The organism is Pontibacter pamirensis, from assembly GCF_010015475.1.
GTDB lineage: Bacteria > Bacteroidota > Bacteroidia > Cytophagales > Hymenobacteraceae > Pontibacter > Pontibacter pamirensis.
The window spans coordinates 52076-73456 of sequence record NZ_SSNI01000008.1 but is presented as its reverse complement, the minus strand read 5'-3'; the positions used below and the strand labels follow the sequence as shown (position 1 = coordinate 73456).

Here is a 21381-nt window from a genome sequence, read left to right as displayed (position 1 = left end):
GAATCGTATAAAAGAAAGGGATCCACAGTGCTACAAAGGGTAAGATCCATAAAGTTTGTTGAAAAGAAATGTAGCATGAAATTCAAAAAATCTACAATCTGCTGTTCAGTCTGCTGATGAAGAATGGATGCTGTGAAACTTCTTATCCATAAATACGCCGCTTAAATGCGTACCTTTGCGCTCATAAACAATACTTATGGCCTCTTTCAAAGATTTAGCGCTTAAACCGGAGTTGCTGCAAAGCCTCCAGGACCTGAATTTTACAGCACCTACTCCTATTCAGGAAAGCGCTATTCCTGCGCTTTTGCAGGGGCAGGATGTGGCGGGACAGGCCGAGACAGGCAGCGGTAAGACAGCAGCTTTCGGATTGCCTATACTCCACAACATCGACACAAACCTGCAGCAGGTGCAGGCGCTGGTTATTGTGCCCACCCGTGAACTGGCCGTGCAGGTGCGCCTGGAACTCAAGCAACTGGGCAAAAACATTGAAAACCTCAAGATAAGCGCCTTTTACGGTGGTCATGCTTTCTCGCAAGAACGTGCTTCGCTTGCCCATCCGCCGCAAGTATTGATTGGCACGCCCGGCCGCCTCACAGATCACCTCAACCGCAGAACTTTAGATTTAAATTATACAAAACAAGTCGTTCTAGATGAGGGTGATAAGTTGCTGGAGATGGGCTTTGAGGAAGAGATAGATCAGGTAATCGGCTCCCTGCCTGGCAGGCGCCAAACAATACTTTTTTCGGCTACCATGCCGGAAGGTGTAAAAGCTCTAATCGCCAATTCGCTACGCAACCCACAGTTTATCCAAGCCACTGCCACCACCATTCCTGACCAGGTAAAGCTCATCGGCATCAAAGTGGAGCATGACCAACGGCAGGAGGTTGTATCCAAACTCTTACACAGTATGGAGGCAGGTGGCACCGTTGTTTTTGTGAACACGCGTGCCACAGCCGATGAACTCACTGCAAAGTTGCAGGCGCAGGGGCTTTCGGCCAGGGCACTGCATGGCGGAATGGAACAGCCAGACCGCGATAAGGCTATGACCTTGTTCCGTAACGGCAGCACCCGGATTCTGGTAGCCACTGATTTGGCAGCCCGGGGACTGGACATTGATGTACTGCAAAACATCATCCACGTAGAGCTTCCTGATGACGCAGCCGCTTACTTGCACCGGAGCGGGCGCACAGGCAGGGCAGGAAAAGACGGCACTGTTTACACCGTCATCACTTCGCGGGATGAGCAAAAGCTGCGGGAATGGAACCTGCAGCAGGTGGACGAGTGGCTCCCTGTGAATGCTTTGGTAAAATCTTCTGCAAAACCATCGGCAGCTAATGCAGCAGCTTTTGCTACCATCTACATCAATGGCGGCCGCAAAGACAAAATCAGCCCGAAAGACATTGTCGGCGCCCTGATAGCCGAAGCAGGAATGAAAGCTGACCAGATTGGCAAAATTGAAGTACAGGACCGGCAGAGTTTTGTAGCTGTTCCTGCCAGCGCTGTTAAACCAGTCATCGAAAGTTTGAACAGCGGCAAAATAAAAGGCCGCAAATTCAAAGTCGGCCTTGTGAAATAGCCTATAGCTTAACAATTGTTTTGCACGGCTTTTGCACTCTTTTCAAAGCGGATGCATTATTTTTGCACCTGATTTACACAACCAATTCAAATGAAAAAGATTTCACTCCTTGCTATAACCTTTCTGGTTTGTAGTGTCCTCTCCTACGGGTGGGGCTTTTTTGGCCATAAAATCGTGCACCAGCTGGCTATTTATAACCTGCCAAAGCAGCTACAGGGATTTTATTATAAGCATCAAAATTACATGGTAGCTAAATCCATCCGTCCTGACGAGCGCCGGAATAACGATCCAACAGAGGCACCACGGCATTTTATAGATATTGATGTATATGGGGAAGAAGCAGTGAATACCATGCCTGAGGCTTGGGAGGCCGCAGCCAAGCAATACTCCACTGATACCCTGCTGAAATATGGCATTGTGCCGTGGCACGTAGTAGTGATGCAGGAACGACTGACCAATGCATTCAAGCAGCAAAATGTTGACAGCATCCTGTACTACTCTGCTGACTTGGGGCATTACATCGCGGATGCCCATGTGCCCTTGCACACAACCGTTAACTACGATGGCCAGCTGACAGCGCAGAAAGGCATGCACAGTCTTTGGGAGTCCAAGCTGCCGGAGATGTTTGCCCAATCCTATAAGCTGGATGCTAAGCAGGCCCAATACCTGCCGGACGCTGAAAAGCAGATCTGGAAAGTGGTGCGCAATACATACTCGCTGATTCCTAACACGCTGGAGTATGAGCGTGAGGTGAGCAAAAATTTCACTAACGAAACCAAATTCGAAACGGTGGAGCGCTACGGCAAAATGCGCCAGTACTACTCTGATGACTTTGCAAAGGCCTACCAGGAAAGATTAGGAAGTATGGTAGAACAACAGATGAGTGCCGCTGCACAAGAGGTAGCCAACTTCTGGTACACAGCCTGGGTTGATGGTGGCAAGCCCGACATGGACAAGCTCATGTACCAGCAACTCACTAAGGCTGAGAAGAAACAACTGAAGCAGGAGAAGAAAGCCTTCAAGAGAGGAGAGCTATTCCAGAAAGAACTCATCATCGCAGCGAAGAAAGCAGAAGAGAAGTAACACCTTCACTTTTTAAGGTAAAAGCGGCTATACTTACACAAGTAGGTATAGCCGCTTTTTTTGTTCGATAATTTAGCTGAACTTAAAAAAGCGCAGCTGATACCTGCCCTTGGCTCTCATTATTCAACAGTCTTCCGCTTTCTACTTTTTCAGCCTGCTGTTATTTCTCAACATGCCTCACGACCTACCTAAACTAACAACATTAGCAAATCTGTAGCAGCGAATACTAAAATCGCTTACCTTTACGCTATGGAGATACTCATTGGAATAGCTGCGTTTTTAGGAGGACTGGTGGTAGCCTATATGGCGCTGAAGGGGAAACAGCAGGCACTGCAGCAAGCTGCCAACCAGGCGGCTGTAACGCAGGGCGTGCTGGAGGCGCAGGCAAAGCAACAGGCAGAAGAACTGGCGCAGTTGAAAGTGCTGCTGCGTGAAGCTCAGACGGAGACACTGGATCTAACCAATGCCCTTACTAAAACAGAGACAGACTACGAACACCTGAAATCCCGCCTTCAGGAACAGGGCCGGGAGTTGGAGCAACTGCGTGAAAAATTCCTGCAGCAGTTCCAAAGCATCTCCAATCAGGTGCTAATGACCAATGCCGAGCACTTCAACAAATCCTCTTCAGAAAACCTGGAGCGCATCCTGATGCCACTGAAAGAGCGCATCAAAGACTTTGAAGCAAAGGTTGACCAGACGTATGAGAAAACACTGAAAGACAGCATATCACTAAAGGAACAGATAACACAGCTTGCCTCTCTGAACCAGCAAATGAGCCAGGACGCAATTAACCTGACCCGTGCCCTTAAAGGCGAAAACAAAACACAGGGAAATTGGGGGGAATACCTGCTGGAGAGCCTGCTGGAGAAGTCTGGTCTGCGCAAAGGCGTGCATTATGAGCGCGAGGAAGTACGCCAGAACGACGACAGCAAAGTGTACCGCCCAGACGTGATTGTGCGGCTTCCGGATAGCAAGCACCTCATCATCGACTCCAAGATGTCGCTGGTGGCGTACGAAGCTTATTGCAGCTGTGAAGACGAAAACCAGCAGGAAGTATACCTGCGCAGCCACATTAACTCGGTGCGAACGCACTTCACCGACCTAGGCCGCAAGAACTACCACCGCCTCAGCGGCATCAACTCCCCGGATTTTGTGATGATGTACATCCCGCTGGAACCCGCTTTCAGTCTGGCGCTTCAGCACGACCACGATTTATTTACCGACGCCTTCGACCGGAACATTGTGCTGGTGACTACCTCTACCCTACTGGCAACGCTGCGCACAGTAGCAGGCGTATGGCGCCAGGAAGACCAGAAGCGCAATGTTCTCAGAATTGCGGAGGAAAGTGGCAAGCTCTATGATAAATTCGTGGGCTTTGTAGACGATCTCAAGACCATTGGCAAGCACCTGGACAATAGCCAGAGCTCCTACAATGCTGCCATGAATAAGCTCATAGAAGGCAAGGGCAATTTGGTACGGCGTGTGGAAATTCTTCGTGAATTAGGCGCTAAAACAAGCAAGACGATTGATGACCACCTGCTGCAGGAAGCCCAGGTGAAAGAATTACCAAATGAAGCTGAATAGATATGGGAGAAGTATTTATACTCTGTTCAGCACTACTACGACTGTTTTGATTTAGCCTAAACACCCATCAAAGGCAGACACAATAGCTGCTGCATGATTTTTGCACTACCTGTGCAAGAAATTTATATTTAGCTCTACTAACGATAAATACATTTCATGAAAAAAATCATTTTCACCGGCCTCACTGCCGCTATTCTCTTCTCGTCCTGCTCCAGTCAGAAAACTGAAACAGCTGGTACAGAATCAACTGCAGAAGCAACTGCTGTGCAGCAGGATGCACAGGCCTTCTTAAACCAATACTCCCAAACATACCAGGACCTCTATACCCAATCGGTAGAGGCGGAGTGGGCTTCAAACACCAGGATTGTGGAAGGAGACACAACCAATGCGGCGGCCACGCGCCGTGCCAACGAAGCTTTTGCCGCATTCACGGGAAGTGCTGAAAACTTACAGAAAGCCCAGGCCTTGCTGGATCAGAAAGACCAACTAACGCCGCTACAGGTAAAACAGCTGGAGGCCGTGCTTTATACCGGCGCCAATAACCCACAGATAATTCCGGACGTGGTAAAAGCCCGCATCAAGGCAGAAACAGAGCAGACGGAGAAACTGTACGGCTTCAACTACAGGATATACGAAAAGGATGTCAGCACGAACGACATCGATAACATGCTTCGGAACGAGAATGATGTGAAGCTGCGACAGGCGGCATGGGAGGCAAGCAAAGAAGTTGGGCCGGGCCTGAGAGAAGGCCTACTGAACCTGCGCCAGTTGCGCAACCAGACCGTGCAGAGCCTGGGTTACGACGATTACTTTTCTTACCAGGCTTCGGACTATGGCATGACACGCGAAGAGATGATGGACCTGATGCAGCAGGTAAACGAAGAACTGCGCCCACTCTACCGAGAACTCCACACCTACGCCCGTTATGAACTGGCGAAAAAATATGGGGTGAAAGAAGTACCGGAGTACCTGCCCGCTCACTGGCTGCCTAACCGTTGGGGCCAGGACTGGAGTGCGATGGTGAACGTAGAGGGCCTTGACCTGGATGCAGCCCTGAAGCCAAAGGGGGCCGAATGGCTGGTGCAGCAGGGAGAGCGTTTCTATACTAGCTTGGGCTTCCCTGCTATGCCTGAAACCTTCTACACCAAGTCTAGCCTGTACCCGCTGCCGGAGGGAGTCAACTATAAAAAGAACAACCATGCTTCTGCCTGGCACATGGACCTGGACAAGGACGTGCGTAGCCTAATGAGTGTGGAGCCAAACTCGGAGTGGTATGAGACAACGCACCACGAGTTGGGCCACATTTACTACTACATGACCTATACCAACCCTGACGTGCCGGTGCTGCTGCGTGGTGGTGCCAACCGGGCCTACCATGAAGCCATCGGTAGCGTAATGGGGCTGGCGGCTATGCAGAAGCCCTTCCTGGCAGAGTTGAATCTAATTGAGAAAGATGCGCAGACAGATGAGGTGCAGGCACTATTGAAGGAAGCATTAAGTTACGTGACGTTCATTCCTTTCTCTGCCGGTGTTATGAGCGAGTGGGAGCATGATTTTTATGCTAAAAACCTGCCGGCTGACCAGCTAAACGAGCGGTGGTGGGAACTGGCTAAGAAGTATCAGGGAATTGTACCGCCGACTGAGCGTGGAGAGCAGTACCTGGACCCAGCTACTAAAACGCATATAAATGATGACGCAGCACAATACTATGACTATGCCTTAAGCTACGTTATCCTCTTCCAACTGCACGACCACATCGCGAAGAATATCCTGAACCAGGACCCGCACGCCACTAATTACTATGGCAAGAAAGAAGTAGGGAACTTCTTGCGTGACATTATGTATCCGGGTGCATCAGCAGACTGGCGCCAGATGTTAAAGGAAAAAACAGGTGAAGAGTTTAGTGCCCGTGCCATGGTAGACTATTTCCAGCCGTTAATGGACTACCTGAAAGAGCAGAACAAAGGCAGGAAATATACTATCTAATGAAGAGTTATGAATGCTGAATTATGAATGGGTTCAGCAACTTCTAAAAGAAAGAAGCCTCACCGCTGGATAATTAAAATCCGTGGGGAGGCTTCTTTCTTTTAGATAATATTCTAATCTGCTTAATCCGATAACTGCACCGATAGCGTGAGCACAGGCTCTTTTTCAGAGGGGGATTTAGGTGCCTGCTTATAAGTAGAAAAGAAAAGGGAGAGTTTATCTATTGTCTTGTCAAGCACAGCTACCTCCGGAAGATAAACAATCCTGAAATGGTCGGGCTTGTGCCAGTTAAAGCCACTCCCCTGCACGACAAAAACATGTTGTGCCGCCAGCAAGTCCAGCACAAGCTGCTGGTCGTTGTGTACATCAAACCTCTTGGCGTCTATCTTCGGGAACATGTAAAAGGCTCCCATCGGCTTAACACAGGTAATTCCGGGTATGGCTATAAGCTTCTCATAACACACATTCCGCTGTTTCCCCAACCTGCCTGTTGGCAACACCAAATCCTGCACCGATGGCGTACCTTCAAGCGCCACTTGTATAGCATATTGGGCAGGCACATTACTACACACCCGCAGGCTGGCCAGGGTATTAAGCCCATCAATGTAATCTGCCGCCTTTGATTTGGCTCCACTGATAAGCATCCAACCGGCCCGGAAACCGGCCGCAAGGTAATTCTTAGAGAGGCCGCTCATGGTGATGCAAACCGCTGAATCAGAAAGAGTGGCAGTAGGAACATGCTCTACGCCATCATACAGAATTTTATCATATATCTCATCCGAGAAGATAATTAATTCGTGCTCCTCCGCCAGCGCCACTATCTCCATCAAGATCTCCTTAGAGTATACAGCACCCGTAGGATTATTTGGGTTGATGATAACAATGGCACGCGTTTTAGGCGTTATCTTGCTTTTGATGTCGGCTACGTCAGGATACCAATCCGACGCCTCATCACACATGTAATGCACTGCTTTACCGCCCGAGAAATTAACGGCAGCAGTCCAAAGCGGATAATCCGGCGAAGGGATCAACATTTCGTCTCCATTATTCACCAGTGCCTGCACCGACTGCATAATCAGCTCGCTCAAGCCATTCCCTAAGAAAATGTCATCTACATGAATGTGCTCTACTCCCGCCTTTTCATAATATGCTTTAACAGCCTCCCTTGCACTTAAAAGTCCTTTATGGTCTGAGTAGCCCTGTGCCAGGCTCAGGTTCTCCACTATCTGCTGCAACACCGCCTGCGGCGCATTAAATCCAAATGGCGCCGGGTTGCCAATATTCAGGTTGGTAACTTTATGCCCCTGTAACTCAAGCTCTTTAGCCTTCTCATATACCGGCCCCCGCAGTTCGTAAGAAACATTGTGCAACCTGTCGCTTCGTTGTATCATACTCTTAAAATTTGCCTAATATAACATGGCTGCCGTTAAAATTTACATCCTGCAGCCAATCAATTTGAAAACAGTGCAAAACTGACGCAACAATAGTGACTTGTAAAAGCAGGAATCAACTGTTTGCCGCTGCCTTTATCAATTCAACAGTATAGGTGCTATCAGGTTGTAGCGCGACATAATAGAGCAAATCAAAACCTTCTGCCAGAGAGGGCTTTTGAAGCTTCTTAGGTGTGCCGTAGATACCTTTTTCAGGTATTAAAAAGCGGCCATTGCGCTGACTGTTGCGGGCTACAGCATCTTTGGTGGTGGAATGGAAGTAATAGCCAATAACTTCGTACTGAGTTGCCTTTGTGGTTTCGATATACAATTGCCTTTCTGCTACAGTAGGGTTTGTGTTGTGTTCCACAAAACGCATCTGAGAGCGTAGGCATGCCTCCAGAAAAAGACGCTCCAGGTTACGTGCGCGCAGCAAATCCATACTAATGCGCAGATGGGTGTTAAAAAAGTGTTCTTTATAATACGTAGACTTACCGCTAGCCTGTATTCCGCAAAAGATGATAGCTTGCATGTTAGGTATGTACTGATCTTTGGCTAAGAGGATACGAATGGGAGAAGGGAATCCTGTTATAAAAATTTAACTGTTGCTATAGCATCTTCTGAATGTATAGGAACGGTAAATTTTTACAGAAGCCGGTAAAACAAAAAGGGCTTAGCGTTAGCCAAGCCCTGTTGTTCTATATGTTCAAGTAAATTTACTTTACTTTCTCAACGATTGATTTGAAAGCCTCCGGGTGGTTCATTGCTAAGTCAGCAAGTACCTTGCGGTTAAGGTCGATGTTAGCCTTTTTCAGGGCACCCATCAACACAGAGTAAGACAAACCGTGCTCACGTGCACCGGCGTTGATACGCTGGATCCACAGTGCTCTGAAGTCTCTCTTCTTTGCTTTTCTGTCGCGGTACGCATAGGTTAAACCTTTTTCAACTGCGTTTTTCGCTACAGTCCATACGTTCTTGCGACGGCCAAAGTAACCTTTGGCCATTTTCATTATTTTTTTTCTTCTGTGTCGTGCTGCTACGACATTGACCGATCTAGGCATGTTTTTGAGTTTTAGCGACTGGTGATTATAAAATCTTTAAAAAGACCAGGCACTGGGTTCGTACTAATAGGTAACCTTAAATAATTAAATGTTAAGCATAAGTTTTACTCTGTCCGTATCAGCGGAGCTAACAAGGCCGGTATGAGTAAGGTTACGCTTCTGCTTTGTCGTCTTCTTCGTCAGGATGTGGCTCTTGAAAGCGTGCTTACGCTTAATTTTGCCAGTACCTGTCAAAGTAAAACGCTTCTTTGCACCAGATTTTGTTTTTACTTTTGGCATGATTATATAATTGATTAAAAAAATTACTTCTTAGTGACAGGAGCAACTTTAGGAGAGAGAATAAGAAACATTCGCTTTCCTTCCAGCTTCGGCAGTTGCTCTACTTTGGCCACTTCCTCCAACGCTTGAGCGAACTTAAGAAGCAGGATTTCTCCTCTTTCCTTGAACACAATGGACCTACCCACAAAGTGAACATAAGATTTCACTTTGAAACCGCTTTCCAGAAAGCCTTTCGCGTGCTTCAGTTTGAACTCGAAATCGTGATCATCCGTGTTTGGACCGAAACGAATTTCTTTGATGACAACCTTCTGAGCCTTGGCCTTCATCTCGCGCGTTTTCTTCTTCTGCTCGTACTTGAATTTAGAGTAGTCGATGATGCGGCATACGGGAGGACTGGCTGTTGGCGAAATCTCAACCAGGTCAAGATTCTGCTCGTTGGCCATTCGCTGCGCATCTCTGGTCGAGAACACACCTTGCTCTACATTGTCTCCAACTACCCGTACTTCTCTGGCAGTTATTTTTTCATTGACTTTGTAAGGCTCCTCCACTTTACCTCGTGGGATGTAGCGCCTGTTTTGAGTAGCTATAGTATTACCTCCTTTAAATTAGTTTTTACAATCAAGGTGCGAATATCGCACTTTTTATATCAAAAAGAAAATTACTTTCCTTATTTATTCAATACTTCTGCAACTTTACCCTGGAAGAAGCTGATATACTCCTCCACAGACATAGCGCCTAAGTCTCCCTCTCCGTGCTTGCGCACAGATACGGCTCCGTTCTCCTGCTCTTTCTCTCCCACAATCAGCATGTAAGGTACCTTCTGCACTTCTGCATCGCGTATTTTACGGCCAATCTTTTCATCACGGTTGTCTACAAAGCCCCTGATGTCATGCTGCTGCAGGCGCTCATATACTTCCTGCGCAAAATCCTGGTATTTTTCAGAAATTGGCAAGATGGCGAACTGGTCCGGGCTCAGCCACAGCGGGAAATTACCGCCGCAGTGCTCAATCAGCACGGCCACGAAACGCTCCAATGAACCGAAAGGCGCACGGTGAATCATAACCGGGCGATGTCTTTGGTTATCAGCGCCAATGTATTCCAACTGGAAGCGTTCTGGTAACTGATAATCAACCTGGATGGTTCCAAGCTGCCATTTACGGCCTAGGGCATCCTTCACCATAAAGTCGAGCTTCGGTCCATAGAACGCAGCCTCCCCCAGTTCGGTTACAGTGCGCAGGCCTTTCTCCTCTGCAGCCTCAATAATAGCGGTCTCTGCTTTTTCCCAAGCTTCGTCGCCACCGATGTATTTTTTCTTGTTTTCCGGGTCACGCAAGGAGATTTGTGCAGTATAGTCTTCGAAGCCGAGTGCCTGGAACACATACAGTACCAGGTCAATCACTTTGATAAACTCTTCCTTCACCTGGTCCGGACGGCAGAAGATGTGTGCATCATCCTGTGTAAAGCCTCTCACCCTTGTTAAGCCGTGCAACTCACCGCTCTGCTCGTAGCGGTATACAGTACCGAACTCTGCCAGGCGTACGGGCAGTTCTTTATATGAGCGCGGGCGAGTCTTGTATATCTCACAGTGGTGCGGGCAGTTCATCGGCTTCAGAAAGAACTCCTCCCCTTCATTCGGCGTCTTTATTGGCTGGAACGAATCGGCTCCATACTTCTCATAGTGACCGGAAGTAACGTAAAGCTCTTTGCTGCCAATATGCGGCGTTACCACCGGCTGATAGCCGGCACGCATCTGTGCCTTCCGCATAAACTGCTCTAAGCGCTCGCGTAAGAGTGTGCCTTTTGGCAACCAGAGTGGCAAGCCCATCCCTACTTTCTCAGAGAAGGCGAACAGCTCCAGCTCTTTGCCCAGCTTACGGTGGTCACGCTTCTTGGCTTCTTCGAGGCGCTGCAGGTGCTCTGTCAGCTCTTTCTGTTTAGGGAAAGTAACACCGTATATACGAGTCAGCTGCTTGTTCTTCTCATCACCGCGCCAATAAGCACCGGCTACATTCATAATTTTGGCTGCTTTGATATGGCTTGTATTTGGAATGTGCGGCCCACGGCAAAGATCTACAAACTTCCCCTGCTCATAGAAAGAGATAGTACCATCCGCCAGGTCCTTTATCAAATCAAGCTTATATTCATCTCCTTTCTGAGTAAAATATTCTATGGCTTCCGCTTTGGACACTTCACGCCTCTTAAACTCGTTTTTGTTGCGGGCCAGCTCCAGCATCTTCTGCTCTACCTTAGCAAAGTCTTCCTGCGAGAAAGTACGCTCGCCCAGGTCCACATCGTAATAAAAGCCGTTCTCAACCGGAGGCCCTATTCCAAACTTCACGCCCGGATATAGTTCTTCTAGTGCCTCTGCCAGCAAGTGAGCCGACGAGTGCCAGAAAGCGTTCTTCCCCAGGTCATCATTCCAGGTGAGCAGCTGTACCCTTGCATTTTCGTTTATGGGGCGCGACAGGTCCCAAACAGTGTCGTTTACTTTAGCAGCAAGCACGTTACGCGCCAGCCCTTCGCTGATGCTCTGTGCCACTTCAAAGCTTGTTACGCCTTGTTCATACTGGCGTACGGAGCCATCTGGCAGTGTGATGTCAATCATGTCTTATCTATTATTCTATCTGTACCTGCCGCACTGCTGTGCTGTCAGGTATGGGTTTCATTAATTTACTTTTGATGCGGCTAATGGCCTGGTACGCGTACGTATACGTTGGCTCTGCCTCCACCAAGCGCTGGTAAGTGGCCAGGGACAATCTATTCTGCCCCGTGCGCTCATAAGCACTGGCCAAGGTAGTCATGTATTTAAGCTCTCCCTGATAGCTGGCAGCAGCTTTTTGCAAATGGGAAATAGCAGCCTCATTATTACCTAGACCATGCTGCTGTATCCCCAACCAGTAATGTGCGCCCTGTATGGTATCATCTAAACTTACTGCCCGTTTAAAGGCCTGCAACGCACTATCCGGTTTCTGCTCTGCTTTAAATACAAGCCCTTTGTAGTACCATAAAAGCCCATCTGCAGGTGCCGCATCCAAGGCATTCGCCAGATATGGTTTTGCTGCATTAAAATCTCCTTCCGCAACAAGCAAGCCCGATAGCTCACGCTGTGCCTCCACAAAGGCTGGCGCCTGTTCCAGCGCATGCAGGTAACTTTGCATGGCTCTAGCAGAATCGCCTGTTGCTTCCTGGATCCGCCCTTCATAATAGAAAGCAAATTCATCGTTAGGCGAAAGCTCCTGCGCTTTGTTCAGGTACGCCTGTGCCTGCTGATAATCGTTGCGCCGGAGGTATAAATCACCCAGAAGCACGTACAGCGAGGAACTCTGATACGAGTTCCGCTCAGCCTGTAAAGCCAGCGGCAGCGCCTCCTCTGTATTACCCATGGTGCGTAGTACCTGCGCTTTTACAAAAAGGCTGGAGGGCTCATTCCGGGACAGCTTTACCGCTTTGTTCGCATCATCCAAAGCCTGCTCCAGTTCTCCTTTACGCAGCAATACAACCGCTCTGCGGGCATACAGGCTACCGTCGCTGCCCGTCTGTTCAATGGCCGCGTTCAGGTTTACCAGTTGCGCCTCAGGGTCGTCCTTAACTTGCTGCAGATTCACCATCTGCTCCCTATTATCCTCTTCGAGGCTGCAGGAGGCAAAAAAGAAAGGCAACAGTAAAAGCAAACGCGGGAAACAAACCATTATCCGCTTAAAAAGGAAATTTAAAAAGAGGTACCGTAACACGTAAGCGCTAAATTAAGACATTTTAACCAATTTGAAATAACCTTCAGGTGGCAGCACTAAAAACTAAAAGCCTGCCACCGTTCGGAAGCAGGCTTTATAAGCAAATTAAATGCTTAGGTATTATTACTCTTGAAGCATAATCTTACAGCGCCTGCTTAACTCAAGTTCTTCCTTCGTCTCATAGGTGAGCGAGACGGCTTTCTCCAAAGTTTTATTTCTGGCTGCTGTATCCTTCATTTCATTATAAATGCAGGCAAGGTCGTAGTAATACCGGATATTATTCGGGTCATTAGCAATAGCATTTTCAAGCGCTTCTGCGGCATGCGTATTTGTAGCCTCATCACATACTCCTCCAAAGAGCATTTTAGATGCTACCTTTTCTACAAGGTTGAGGTTCGCCATCTTAAAATACCAACGCCCCATAATATGCCAGGCTTCTGCATGCTGTCTGTTGGAAGCCAGGGCAGCATCCAGAAATGTCTTCACCTCGTTAATGCCTACTAAACGTTCTTTAGCCCCGGAAGCCATCGCTTCAGCACCTATTGAGAGCGCCATGACAAAGTTAGACTCAGCATCAACAGGATCTAATTCATAAGCTTTCTGCGCATACTTCTTCGCCTTAGAGAAATGCTGCATCTTGGAAGTCTCGTCGCTGCTATAGCGTTCGCCGATACGGCAATGCAGCAGGCTGGCTTTACAGAGCGCTTCGTAGTTATCCGGTGCGGCGGCAAGCACCTGCTCATACAAAAGCAGCGCTTCGCTGTCTTTGTAGCTGTTCAGGAGCTGCTTTGCCTGTTGCAGCAGTTGCTCATTTCCTGAGAAGGGGGCGCCTGCCATAGCAGCAGGCGCTCCTGCACAGAGTATGCTTGCTAACAGAAATATTTTAAAAAGTCTTCTCATATATACTTATACACCCTACAATCTACGTATTGCGGAAGACTTTAGCAAGAGCAACCTTTCGGAAAAAACAAATTGATTATAATCTAAAAAAGATCAAGTTGCTTTTTTCTTCGAAGCGCCTCTTTTTCCGAAATCTCACTGCTATCGTCTACACCTTTTTCTACGAAATCTGACTCGTGATGTTGGGTAGCGCTCAGCCTGGCGGCCTCTTCGGCAAGCACCTTTAACTCAGAGGGAACCGTAGCAGGGGCCTTTCTAGGTGCCGATTTCCTGCTCTTGGCTTTCTCATCGTCCGGCTGCTCTACTGCCTCCATTTTCGGCAGCGACACATCCAGCACCTTGTAATAGTTGAGTTTATTACCTAAAGCTTTCCATCCTTTCACATCGATGAACTCATTCAGCAGCAGCTTCTCTGTCTCTTTCTCGCTGCGGCGATCGCGCTTGAAGGAGATGGTAGCCAGTGGCTCCGGATGTGTGGAAACTGCCTCCAAACGGGAGCCCTTCATTTCTGGAATGAAGGGGAAGCGTTTACCCACTGTAGAGGTCTCTACTTTAAAGCGCTTCACGTAATAGATTTTGTTCTCGCCTTCGTAGTAAATGGAGGAGACAATCAACTCCGGATAGAACTTCTGCAGCACCTTAATCTTTTCAACAGTATAGTGGTTGGCCAGGTCAAACGAGGTCAACTCATAGCTACCGTCTTCATACACCACCAGAATGGTATCATCCGTATTAAACGAGCCGAGGTAACGGCCACGGCCTTCGGTATTAAGCCGACCAATCACTTCGTCATAGAATATTTCACGGCCACCGAGAGTAGACTCGCCAAGGCTCTTCTGCACCACTTTCTTCACCGGATACTTCGTCACGATATTGCCGTTTGAGCCTTTTCCTTTAATCATCAGCTCGGCAAAGTCATAATCAAAAACTTTAACACGTGCGCTGGCCTGAGGTGATAACGAGATAGTTACTACTTCAGACTCAGAATTAGGATTAGACGTCAGGTAATGTACTTTAGAGCCTTTGTTGCCTTTGGTCAAGTCATACTCTTTGTCGCGGGTGATAGACTTCACTGAGAAGCGCTTGGCATAAGAGACACCTGATTTACTATCCAAGTAAATCATATTATACACCATATGCTCATCGTTCTTGTTGTACACACCGGCAAGTAGGATGTCTTTGCCTACGAATGTTTTCTCGGCTACTTTCGTCACTGTGAATTTGCCGTCTTTGCGGAACACAATGATGTCGTCCATGTCGGAGCAATCGCACACAAACTCATCTTTGCGAAGTCCTGTACCAATAAAGCCGTCTTTGGCATTCATGTATAGCTTTTGGTTCGCAATCGCAACGTTCTGTGCATTAATTACATCAAATGTCTTTAACTGCGTTTTTCGCTCACGGCCCTGCCCATACTTCTTCAGCAGTGCTTCGAAGTAACCAATGGCATAGCGGATAAGGTGCGCCAGGTTGTCCTCCACCTCAGCCATCTCCTCTTCCAGCTTTCGGATATATTCGTCAGCCTTGAAGGAGTCAAACTTAGAAATGCGCTTGATTTTGATCTCCGTCAGCCTGACAATATCCTCTTCTGTCACCTCGCGGCGCAGCAACGGTTTAAATGGCTCCAAGCCTTTGTCTATGGCCTCCAGCACCGCCTCCCACGTTTCACATTCTTCTATGTCGCGGTAAATTCGGTTTTCTATGAATATCTTTTCAAGGGAAGAATGATGCCACTTGTCTTCCAGTTCTGCCCGGCGTATCTCCAACTCCCGCTTCAACAGATCTACTGTTTTAAAAGTAGAAATGCGCAGCAGCTCATCCACATTCAGAAAGTGTGGCTTATCGTCGATTATCACACAGGTATTCGGGGAGATGGATACCTCGCAGTCTGTAAAAGCGTAAAGGGCATCAATCGTCAGGTCAGGTGATACACCGGCGGGCAAGTGTACCTGTATTTCTACATTGGCCGCTGTATTATCAATTACCTTCTTAATTTTGATCTTGTTATTCTCACTCGCCTTCACGATCGATTCCATCAGGCCGGTAGTCGTTATACCGTAAGGAACGTCCCGTATAATGAGCATGGTCTTATCGACCTTTTCAATGGTGGCGCGCACGCGGATACGCCCGCCACGCATGCCGGAGTTGTAATTCGTTACGTCTACCAAGCCGCCGTTCGGGAAGTCTGGCAGCAGCTGTGTACTGCGGCCTTTCAGCACATCGATAGACCCTTTGATCAGCTCGCGGAAGTTGTGCGGCATAATTTTAGTAGACAATCCTACGGCAATCCCCTCCACACCTTGCGCCAGCAGCAGCGGGAATTTCACAGGCAGTGTCACCGGCTCATTTTTACGACCATCGTAAGACAGCTGCCATAAAGTAGTCTGCGGGTTAAACACCACATCCAGCGCAAACTTAGAAAGCCGGGCTTCTATATAACGCGGGGCAGCAGCGCTGTCGCCGGTGCGCACATCACCCCAGTTACCCTGCGTTTCAATCAACAAATCTTTCTGACCAAGGTTCACCATGGCGTCCCCGATTGAGGCGTCGCCGTGCGGGTGGTACTGCATGGTCTGCCCTATCACGTTGGCTACTTTGTTAAAGCGGCCATCGTCCATCTCTTTCATGGCGTGCAGAATGCGCCGCTGCACCGGCTTCAGGCCGTCTTCAATGGCTGGCACCGCACGCTCCAGAATAACATAAGAAGCATAGTCGAGGAACCAGGTCTCATAAAGGCCGGCTACAGGCGTTACGTTATGGATCAGTTCTCCTTCCCCATCGTTGAAGGTTACTTCCAACTCGTCTTCGTGATTTAATTCTTCGTTATTCAACTCGTCGTTATGCATACACTTCCTCTACTATGTCTTTTTCAATTTTCAGATTGTCGATAATAAAACCCTGTCGCTCCGGCGTGTTCTTGCCCATAAAATAGCTCAGCATTTTCTGTATAGTGGTGTCTTTATGCAGGATAACCGGCTTCAGCTTAATGTTGTCACCGATAAACTTGCCGAACTCGTCTGGAGAAATCTCACCCAAACCCTTGAAACGAGTAATCTCTGGCCGCTTGCCCAACTTATTGATTGCTTCCTGCTTCTCCGTCTCGTTGTAGCAATAGATCGTCTCCTTCTTATTGCGCACCCGGAATAATGGCGTCTCTAATATGTACACGTGTCCGTTCTTCACCAGGTCAGGGAAGAATTGCAGGAAAAACGTAAGCAGCAGTAAGCGAATGTGCATACCGTCCACGTCGGCATCCGTGGCTACTACCACGCGGTTGTAACGCAAGCCTTCCAAGCCCTCTTCAATGTTCAGGGCGTGCTGCAGCAGGTTAAACTCTTCGTTTTCATATACCACCTTTTTTTTCAGGCCAAAGCAGTTGAGCGGCTTTCCCCTTAAACTGAATACCGCCTCTGTGTCCACGTTGCGTGACTTGGTGATAGAACCACTTGCCGAATCACCCTCAGTAATGAAGAGTGTAGAAAGAAGGGCGTTCTCATGCTTGTCCTCATTAAAATGCATGCGGCAGTCGCGGAGTTTGCGGTTGTGCAGGTTCGCTTTTTTGGCACGCTGGTTGGCCAGTTTCTTCACGCCTGCCATGTCCTTACGCTCGCGCTCACTCTGCTCAATACGCTTCTTCAGCGCTTCGGCTGTGGTTGTGTTTCTGTGCAGGTAGTTGTCGAGGTGCTCTTTTACAAAGTCGTTGATAAAGGCACGCACTGCCGGGCCCTCAGGCCCCATTTCGATAGAACCCAGTTTTGTTTTAGTCTGCGACTCAAACACCGGCTCCTGCACGCGTATACTGATGGCACCGACGATAGAGCCCCGTATGTCGGCGGCATCATAATCTTTTTTATAGAAATCGCGCACCGTCTTCACTACCGCCTCACGGAAAGCCGCCAAATGCGTACCGCCCATAGTAGTATACTGTCCGTTAACAAAAGAATAGTATTCCTCGCCATAATCGTTGCCATGGGTTATCGCAAGCTCTATATCCTCCCCTTTTAAATGTATGATCGGATAGCGCATGCTTTCTTCGTCCGCCTTATTGCGCAGCAGGTCCAGCAGGCCGTTCTCAGAATAGAATTTCTTGCCGTTAAAGTTTACCGTAAGCCCGGCATTCAGGTACACGTAGTTCCAGATTTGGTTCTCTAGGTAATCCGGGTTAAACTGGAAGTTCTTAAAGATAACTTCGTCCGGCACAAAGGAGGTAAGCGTACCGTTGCGCTGGCTTGTCTCCTGCAGGTCATGATCCTGCACCAGTACCCCCTGCTCAAACTCAGCCACCTTCATCTGCCCGTCGCGCACCGACTGCACCCTGAAGTGGCTGGAAAGGGCATTCACAGCTTTTGTACCCACACCGTTCAGACCAACTGATTTCTGGAAAGCTTTGCTGTCGTACTTGCCGCCAGTATTGATCTTGCTTACGCAATCAATCACCTTACCCAACGGAATACCACGGCCATAGTCTCGCACCTGCACTTTATGGTCAGAGATTTTGACTTCAATGGTTTTGCCATGCCCCATCACGTGTTCGTCAATGGAGTTGTCAATCACCTCTTTTACCAGGATATAAATACCGTCATCAGCCGATGACCCATCGCCTAGTTTACCAATGTACATACCAGGGCGCAGCCTGATATGCTCCCGCGGCTCCAGCGACCGAATACTGTCTTCGTTGTAGTTATTTTGAACTAACTCTGCCATTCTTTAAGCGTAAGTGTAGATGTTGTGGTAAATTCAACCGGAAATATAGAAAATAATAAGAGTATAGACACCATCTAAAGTTCCGACTCCTATACTATACACCCTATTCGTTTCAATATTACTAAATATATTAGCCAAATATACAAATTTAGAGGCTAATAGTCAATTAATAACTCTTAATTAAGGGTAGAAGTTCATCTAGCGAAAGAAAATCACTAGCTAATTAAGCTAATATTTTTAGCATATAAATATAAAAATTATTGAATCCTATTACCTTACATTTGCTAACAACTTGGTACAATAACTGTACCTCAGGAGCTTGTGAAAGGAGAAGACAGCACAATTAAATGGAAATAAAATTACCCAAGTACTTTAAATTTACACTTATACTACTGGCGCTGGCGCTGTTAATTTTAGGGCTGCAAACATTCAAGCCTATTTTAATGCCACTGGCCTTTGCGCTGCTCTTCTCCCTGCTGCTGTTGCCTCTAAACAGGGATATGGAAAGGTGGGGAATACCGCGCCCCTTGGCTATTCTTTTGAGCATTGTGCTGGTAATTATAGTGCTCAGTATGGTTATCTGGTTCTTGTCGATGCAGTTAATGAGTTTGACATCAGAGTTGGATACAGTGGGGCAAAACCTGGAGACACTCCTGGCAAACGTTCAGGAATTCCTGTACAGGCATTTTGAAATTCCTCCCTCCAACAGAAACCAGATTATCCGGAACGCCATTGGCAGTATACAGGATATTTCTGCCACTTTCCTAGGCAGTACAATCTCCGTTACAACAGGCGCTTTAACACTTATCACTATCGTACCCATTTTTGTGTTCTGCCTGCTCTATTACCGCGACCACCTCGAGCAGTTTATATTTAAATTTACCACCAAAGATCATCGGGGCGACTTTACCACGGCCATGACCAACATACAGCACGTGGTGCAAAGTTATATCTCCGGCCTCATGATTGTGATTGTAGTAGTGGCACTGCTAAACTCTGCCGGCTTGTTAATAGTAGGCGTGAAGTATGCTATTTTCTTTGGTGTGTTTGCCTCTATTCTAACCGTCATTCCTTATATAGGTATCTTAATCGGGGCTTCACTACCTGCTCTGTTTATACTCGCCACCACGGGTAATTTCCTAAATGCGGTGGTGGTCGTGCTCATCTTCATGTTTGTTCAGTTCCTGGAGGGTAATTTTATCACACCTTTTGTGGTTGGTTCAAAAGTGAGTATTAATCCTTTTGCTGCCATCATTGCCTTATTGATTGGTGGAGAGATATGGGGAGCAGCCGGTATGATTATTTCCATTCCTGTAATTGCCATGCTAAAAGTCATTTTTGATGCTTACCCCCCCACGCGGCCATTCGGGTTTTTACTCGCTGACATAGACGATCTAAAACCTAAAAAGCCCGGACGCATCAAGAACTGGTTTGATGAAATTGTAAACGGACTTGGCCGGGGAAAGAAAAACGACGACATCACGTAAATAGGTTTTGCTAATACTGTTTGCTTATTTACCTTAGAAAAAGGCGGATTTGAAACATAATACTAAAATTTTTGGTTGTAGAGGAAGCTCATGGCACCCGCCATGGCACTTAACCCACAGGCATTAAATTTTAGCATTTTGTACGCTATCATAGACATTGAGACCACAGGCGGACAGCCTGCTCAGGATAAAATAACAGAAATCGCCATTTTCATCCATGACGGAGAGAAAATAGTAGACAAGTACAATACGCTGATAAACCCACAGCGCCCCATCCCCTACTTCATATCTAATCTAACGGGTATCACGGACGAGATGGTAAAGGATGCTCCTAAGTTCTATGAGGTAGCCAAAGAAATTGTGGAATTTACTGAGGGTAAAGTCTTTGTGGCCCACAACGTACGCTTCGACTATTCCTTTATTAAAAAAGAATTTGCTGACTTAGGCTTTACTTTTCAGCGCAAAACCCTGTGCACGGTACGTCTGAGCCGGGCACTTATTCCCGGCCTGCCCTCCTATAGCCTGGGTAAGCTTTGCAAGAGCATCGATATTGAGCTGACACAACGCCACCGCGCTATTGGCGATGCTGAGGCAACGGCTGTTCTTTTTGATAAGCTTCTTAAAATAGATAGGCCTGTTGTAGATGGCAACATGCAAATGGCTGCCGACAACACCACTCAGGTACTTAAAGAAGAAATCAAAACCTCCCTACTTCCTCCCAATATCAGGAAAGAACAGGTGGATGCGCTGCCAATGGTGCCAGGGGTGTACTATTTCTATAATGAAGCGGGTGAAGTCATTTATGTCGGCAAGAGTATCAACATCAAAAAGCGTATTATTCAGCACTTTAACATTGACTATAAAAGCAGAAAATCGCTTGATTTCAAGAACAGCATCTCCGACATCACCTACGAGACCATGGGCAATGAACTGGTGGCGCTACTGTTTGAATCTGCTGAAATAAAGCGGATGAAGCCCCAGTACAACAGGCAACAGCGCCGCTCTGTGTTCAACACCGGCATTTATGTGTATGAAGATAGCAGCGGCTATAAGCGCCTGACTTTCGGTAGCGTAAATAAAGCCGATAACGTGAACATGACGCCGATCATCGCTTTATCGAATCAGTTTAAGGCGAAGGGCTTCCTGTACCACAAGGTGGGCAAATACAACCTCTGCCAGAAACTCTGCGACCTGTATAAGACAAACGGTGCCTGCTTCGATTACCAGGTGCACCAGTGCCAAGGTGCCTGCGTGGGCAAAGAGAGCCCGGAGGAGTATAACAAGCGGGTGGATGCCGCCATAGAATCCTTTTCCTTTGAACACAACAGCTTCGTTATTGTGGGCAAAGGGCGCGAACCCGGCGAAAAATCATTGGTAGTAATAGAACATGGCACCTACCTCGGCTTCGGCTTTGTCGATGAGACTTTCTCCGCTCGTAACCTTGAGGATTTCAAAGGAGCCATCAAGCGCTATAACGACAACAAAGATGTGCAGCAGATTATCAGAGGCCACATGCGCGGCAAGCATAAAGATAAGGTGATCGTGTTTGACTAGGTTTTA

At 47.6% G+C, this 21381-nt stretch carries 16 protein-coding genes; 6 read left to right on the top strand and 10 right to left on the bottom strand.

The features are described from left to right. Positions 1-196: 196 nt before the first annotated feature. From E1919_RS09100 to E1919_RS09085, 4 genes are all read left to right on the top strand, one after another. Positions 197-1576, top strand: a complete 1380-nt coding sequence (locus tag E1919_RS09100) for a DEAD/DEAH box helicase (RefSeq protein ID WP_162053049.1) — start codon at positions 197-199, stop codon at positions 1574-1576. Positions 1577-1666: 90 nt separating this feature from the next. Further along, a complete protein-coding gene (locus tag E1919_RS09095) occupies positions 1667-2659 on the top strand; it encodes a zinc dependent phospholipase C family protein (protein ID WP_162053048.1) in 993 nt (330 codons plus the stop codon). A gap of 249 nt (positions 2660-2908) precedes the next feature. Further along, positions 2909-4243 (top strand): DNA recombination protein RmuC, encoded by a 1335-nt coding sequence (gene rmuC, locus E1919_RS09090; RefSeq protein WP_162053047.1) that lies wholly within the window; start codon positions 2909-2911, stop codon positions 4241-4243. Positions 4244-4399: 156 nt separating this feature from the next. Next, positions 4400-6229, top strand: coding sequence for a M2 family metallopeptidase (locus E1919_RS09085; RefSeq protein WP_162053046.1), 1830 nt, complete (start codon positions 4400-4402; stop codon positions 6227-6229). Positions 6230-6351: 122 nt separating this feature from the next. On the opposite strand, the gene E1919_RS09080 is transcribed toward E1919_RS09085, so the two are convergent. The 10 genes from E1919_RS09080 to E1919_RS09035 form a co-directional block, all read right to left on the bottom strand. After that, positions 6352-7620 (bottom strand): pyridoxal phosphate-dependent aminotransferase, encoded by a 1269-nt coding sequence (locus E1919_RS09080; RefSeq protein WP_162053045.1) that lies wholly within the window; start codon positions 7618-7620, stop codon positions 6352-6354. A 115-nt stretch (positions 7621-7735) separates the two neighbouring features. Continuing rightward, positions 7736-8191: a bifunctional polynucleotide phosphatase/kinase family protein gene (locus E1919_RS09075; protein WP_162053044.1), complete on the bottom strand. Its 456-nt coding sequence runs from the start codon at positions 8189-8191 to the stop codon at positions 7736-7738. Positions 8192-8375: 184 nt separating this feature from the next. Next, positions 8376-8720 carry a 50S ribosomal protein L20 gene (gene rplT, locus E1919_RS09070; RefSeq protein WP_162053043.1) on the bottom strand — a complete coding sequence of 115 codons (345 nt, stop codon included), beginning with the start codon at positions 8718-8720 and terminating at the stop codon, positions 8376-8378. An 84-nt stretch (positions 8721-8804) separates the two neighbouring features. Further along, positions 8805-8999 carry a 50S ribosomal protein L35 gene (rpmI, locus tag E1919_RS09065; RefSeq protein ID WP_162053042.1) on the bottom strand — a complete coding sequence of 65 codons (195 nt, stop codon included), beginning with the start codon at positions 8997-8999 and terminating at the stop codon, positions 8805-8807. Between the two features lie 23 nt (positions 9000-9022). Next, positions 9023-9547 (bottom strand): translation initiation factor IF-3, encoded by a 525-nt coding sequence (infC, locus tag E1919_RS09060; RefSeq protein WP_162053041.1) that lies wholly within the window; start codon positions 9545-9547, stop codon positions 9023-9025. A 119-nt stretch (positions 9548-9666) separates the two neighbouring features. Further along, a complete protein-coding gene (gene thrS / locus E1919_RS09055; protein ID WP_162053040.1) occupies positions 9667-11604 on the bottom strand; it encodes a threonine--tRNA ligase in 1938 nt (645 codons plus the stop codon). Positions 11605-11614: 10 nt separating this feature from the next. Beyond that, the gene (locus E1919_RS09050; protein WP_162053039.1) at positions 11615-12688 is read right to left on the bottom strand and encodes a tetratricopeptide repeat protein; all 1074 of its coding nucleotides are present in this window, start codon (positions 12686-12688) and stop codon (positions 11615-11617) included. Between the two features lie 165 nt (positions 12689-12853). Next, positions 12854-13630 carry a tetratricopeptide repeat protein gene (locus tag E1919_RS09045; protein ID WP_162053038.1) on the bottom strand — a complete coding sequence of 259 codons (777 nt, stop codon included), beginning with the start codon at positions 13628-13630 and terminating at the stop codon, positions 12854-12856. 83 nt (positions 13631-13713) lie between these two features. Further along, a complete protein-coding gene (locus E1919_RS09040; protein WP_162053037.1) occupies positions 13714-16476 on the bottom strand; it encodes a DNA gyrase/topoisomerase IV subunit A in 2763 nt (920 codons plus the stop codon). Beyond that, the gene (locus tag E1919_RS09035; RefSeq protein WP_162053036.1) at positions 16469-18334 is read right to left on the bottom strand and encodes a DNA topoisomerase IV subunit B; all 1866 of its coding nucleotides are present in this window, start codon (positions 18332-18334) and stop codon (positions 16469-16471) included. The genes E1919_RS09040 and E1919_RS09035 overlap by 8 nt, the downstream gene beginning before the upstream one ends. A 347-nt stretch (positions 18335-18681) precedes the next feature. On the opposite strand from E1919_RS09035, the gene E1919_RS09030 reads away from it, so the two are divergent. Beyond that, positions 18682-19821 (top strand): AI-2E family transporter, encoded by a 1140-nt coding sequence (locus E1919_RS09030; protein ID WP_162053035.1) that lies wholly within the window; start codon positions 18682-18684, stop codon positions 19819-19821. A gap of 102 nt (positions 19822-19923) precedes the next feature. Beyond that, positions 19924-21375, top strand: coding sequence for an exonuclease domain-containing protein (locus E1919_RS09025; RefSeq protein WP_237144195.1), 1452 nt, complete (start codon positions 19924-19926; stop codon positions 21373-21375). Positions 21376-21381: the final 6 nt, after the last annotated feature.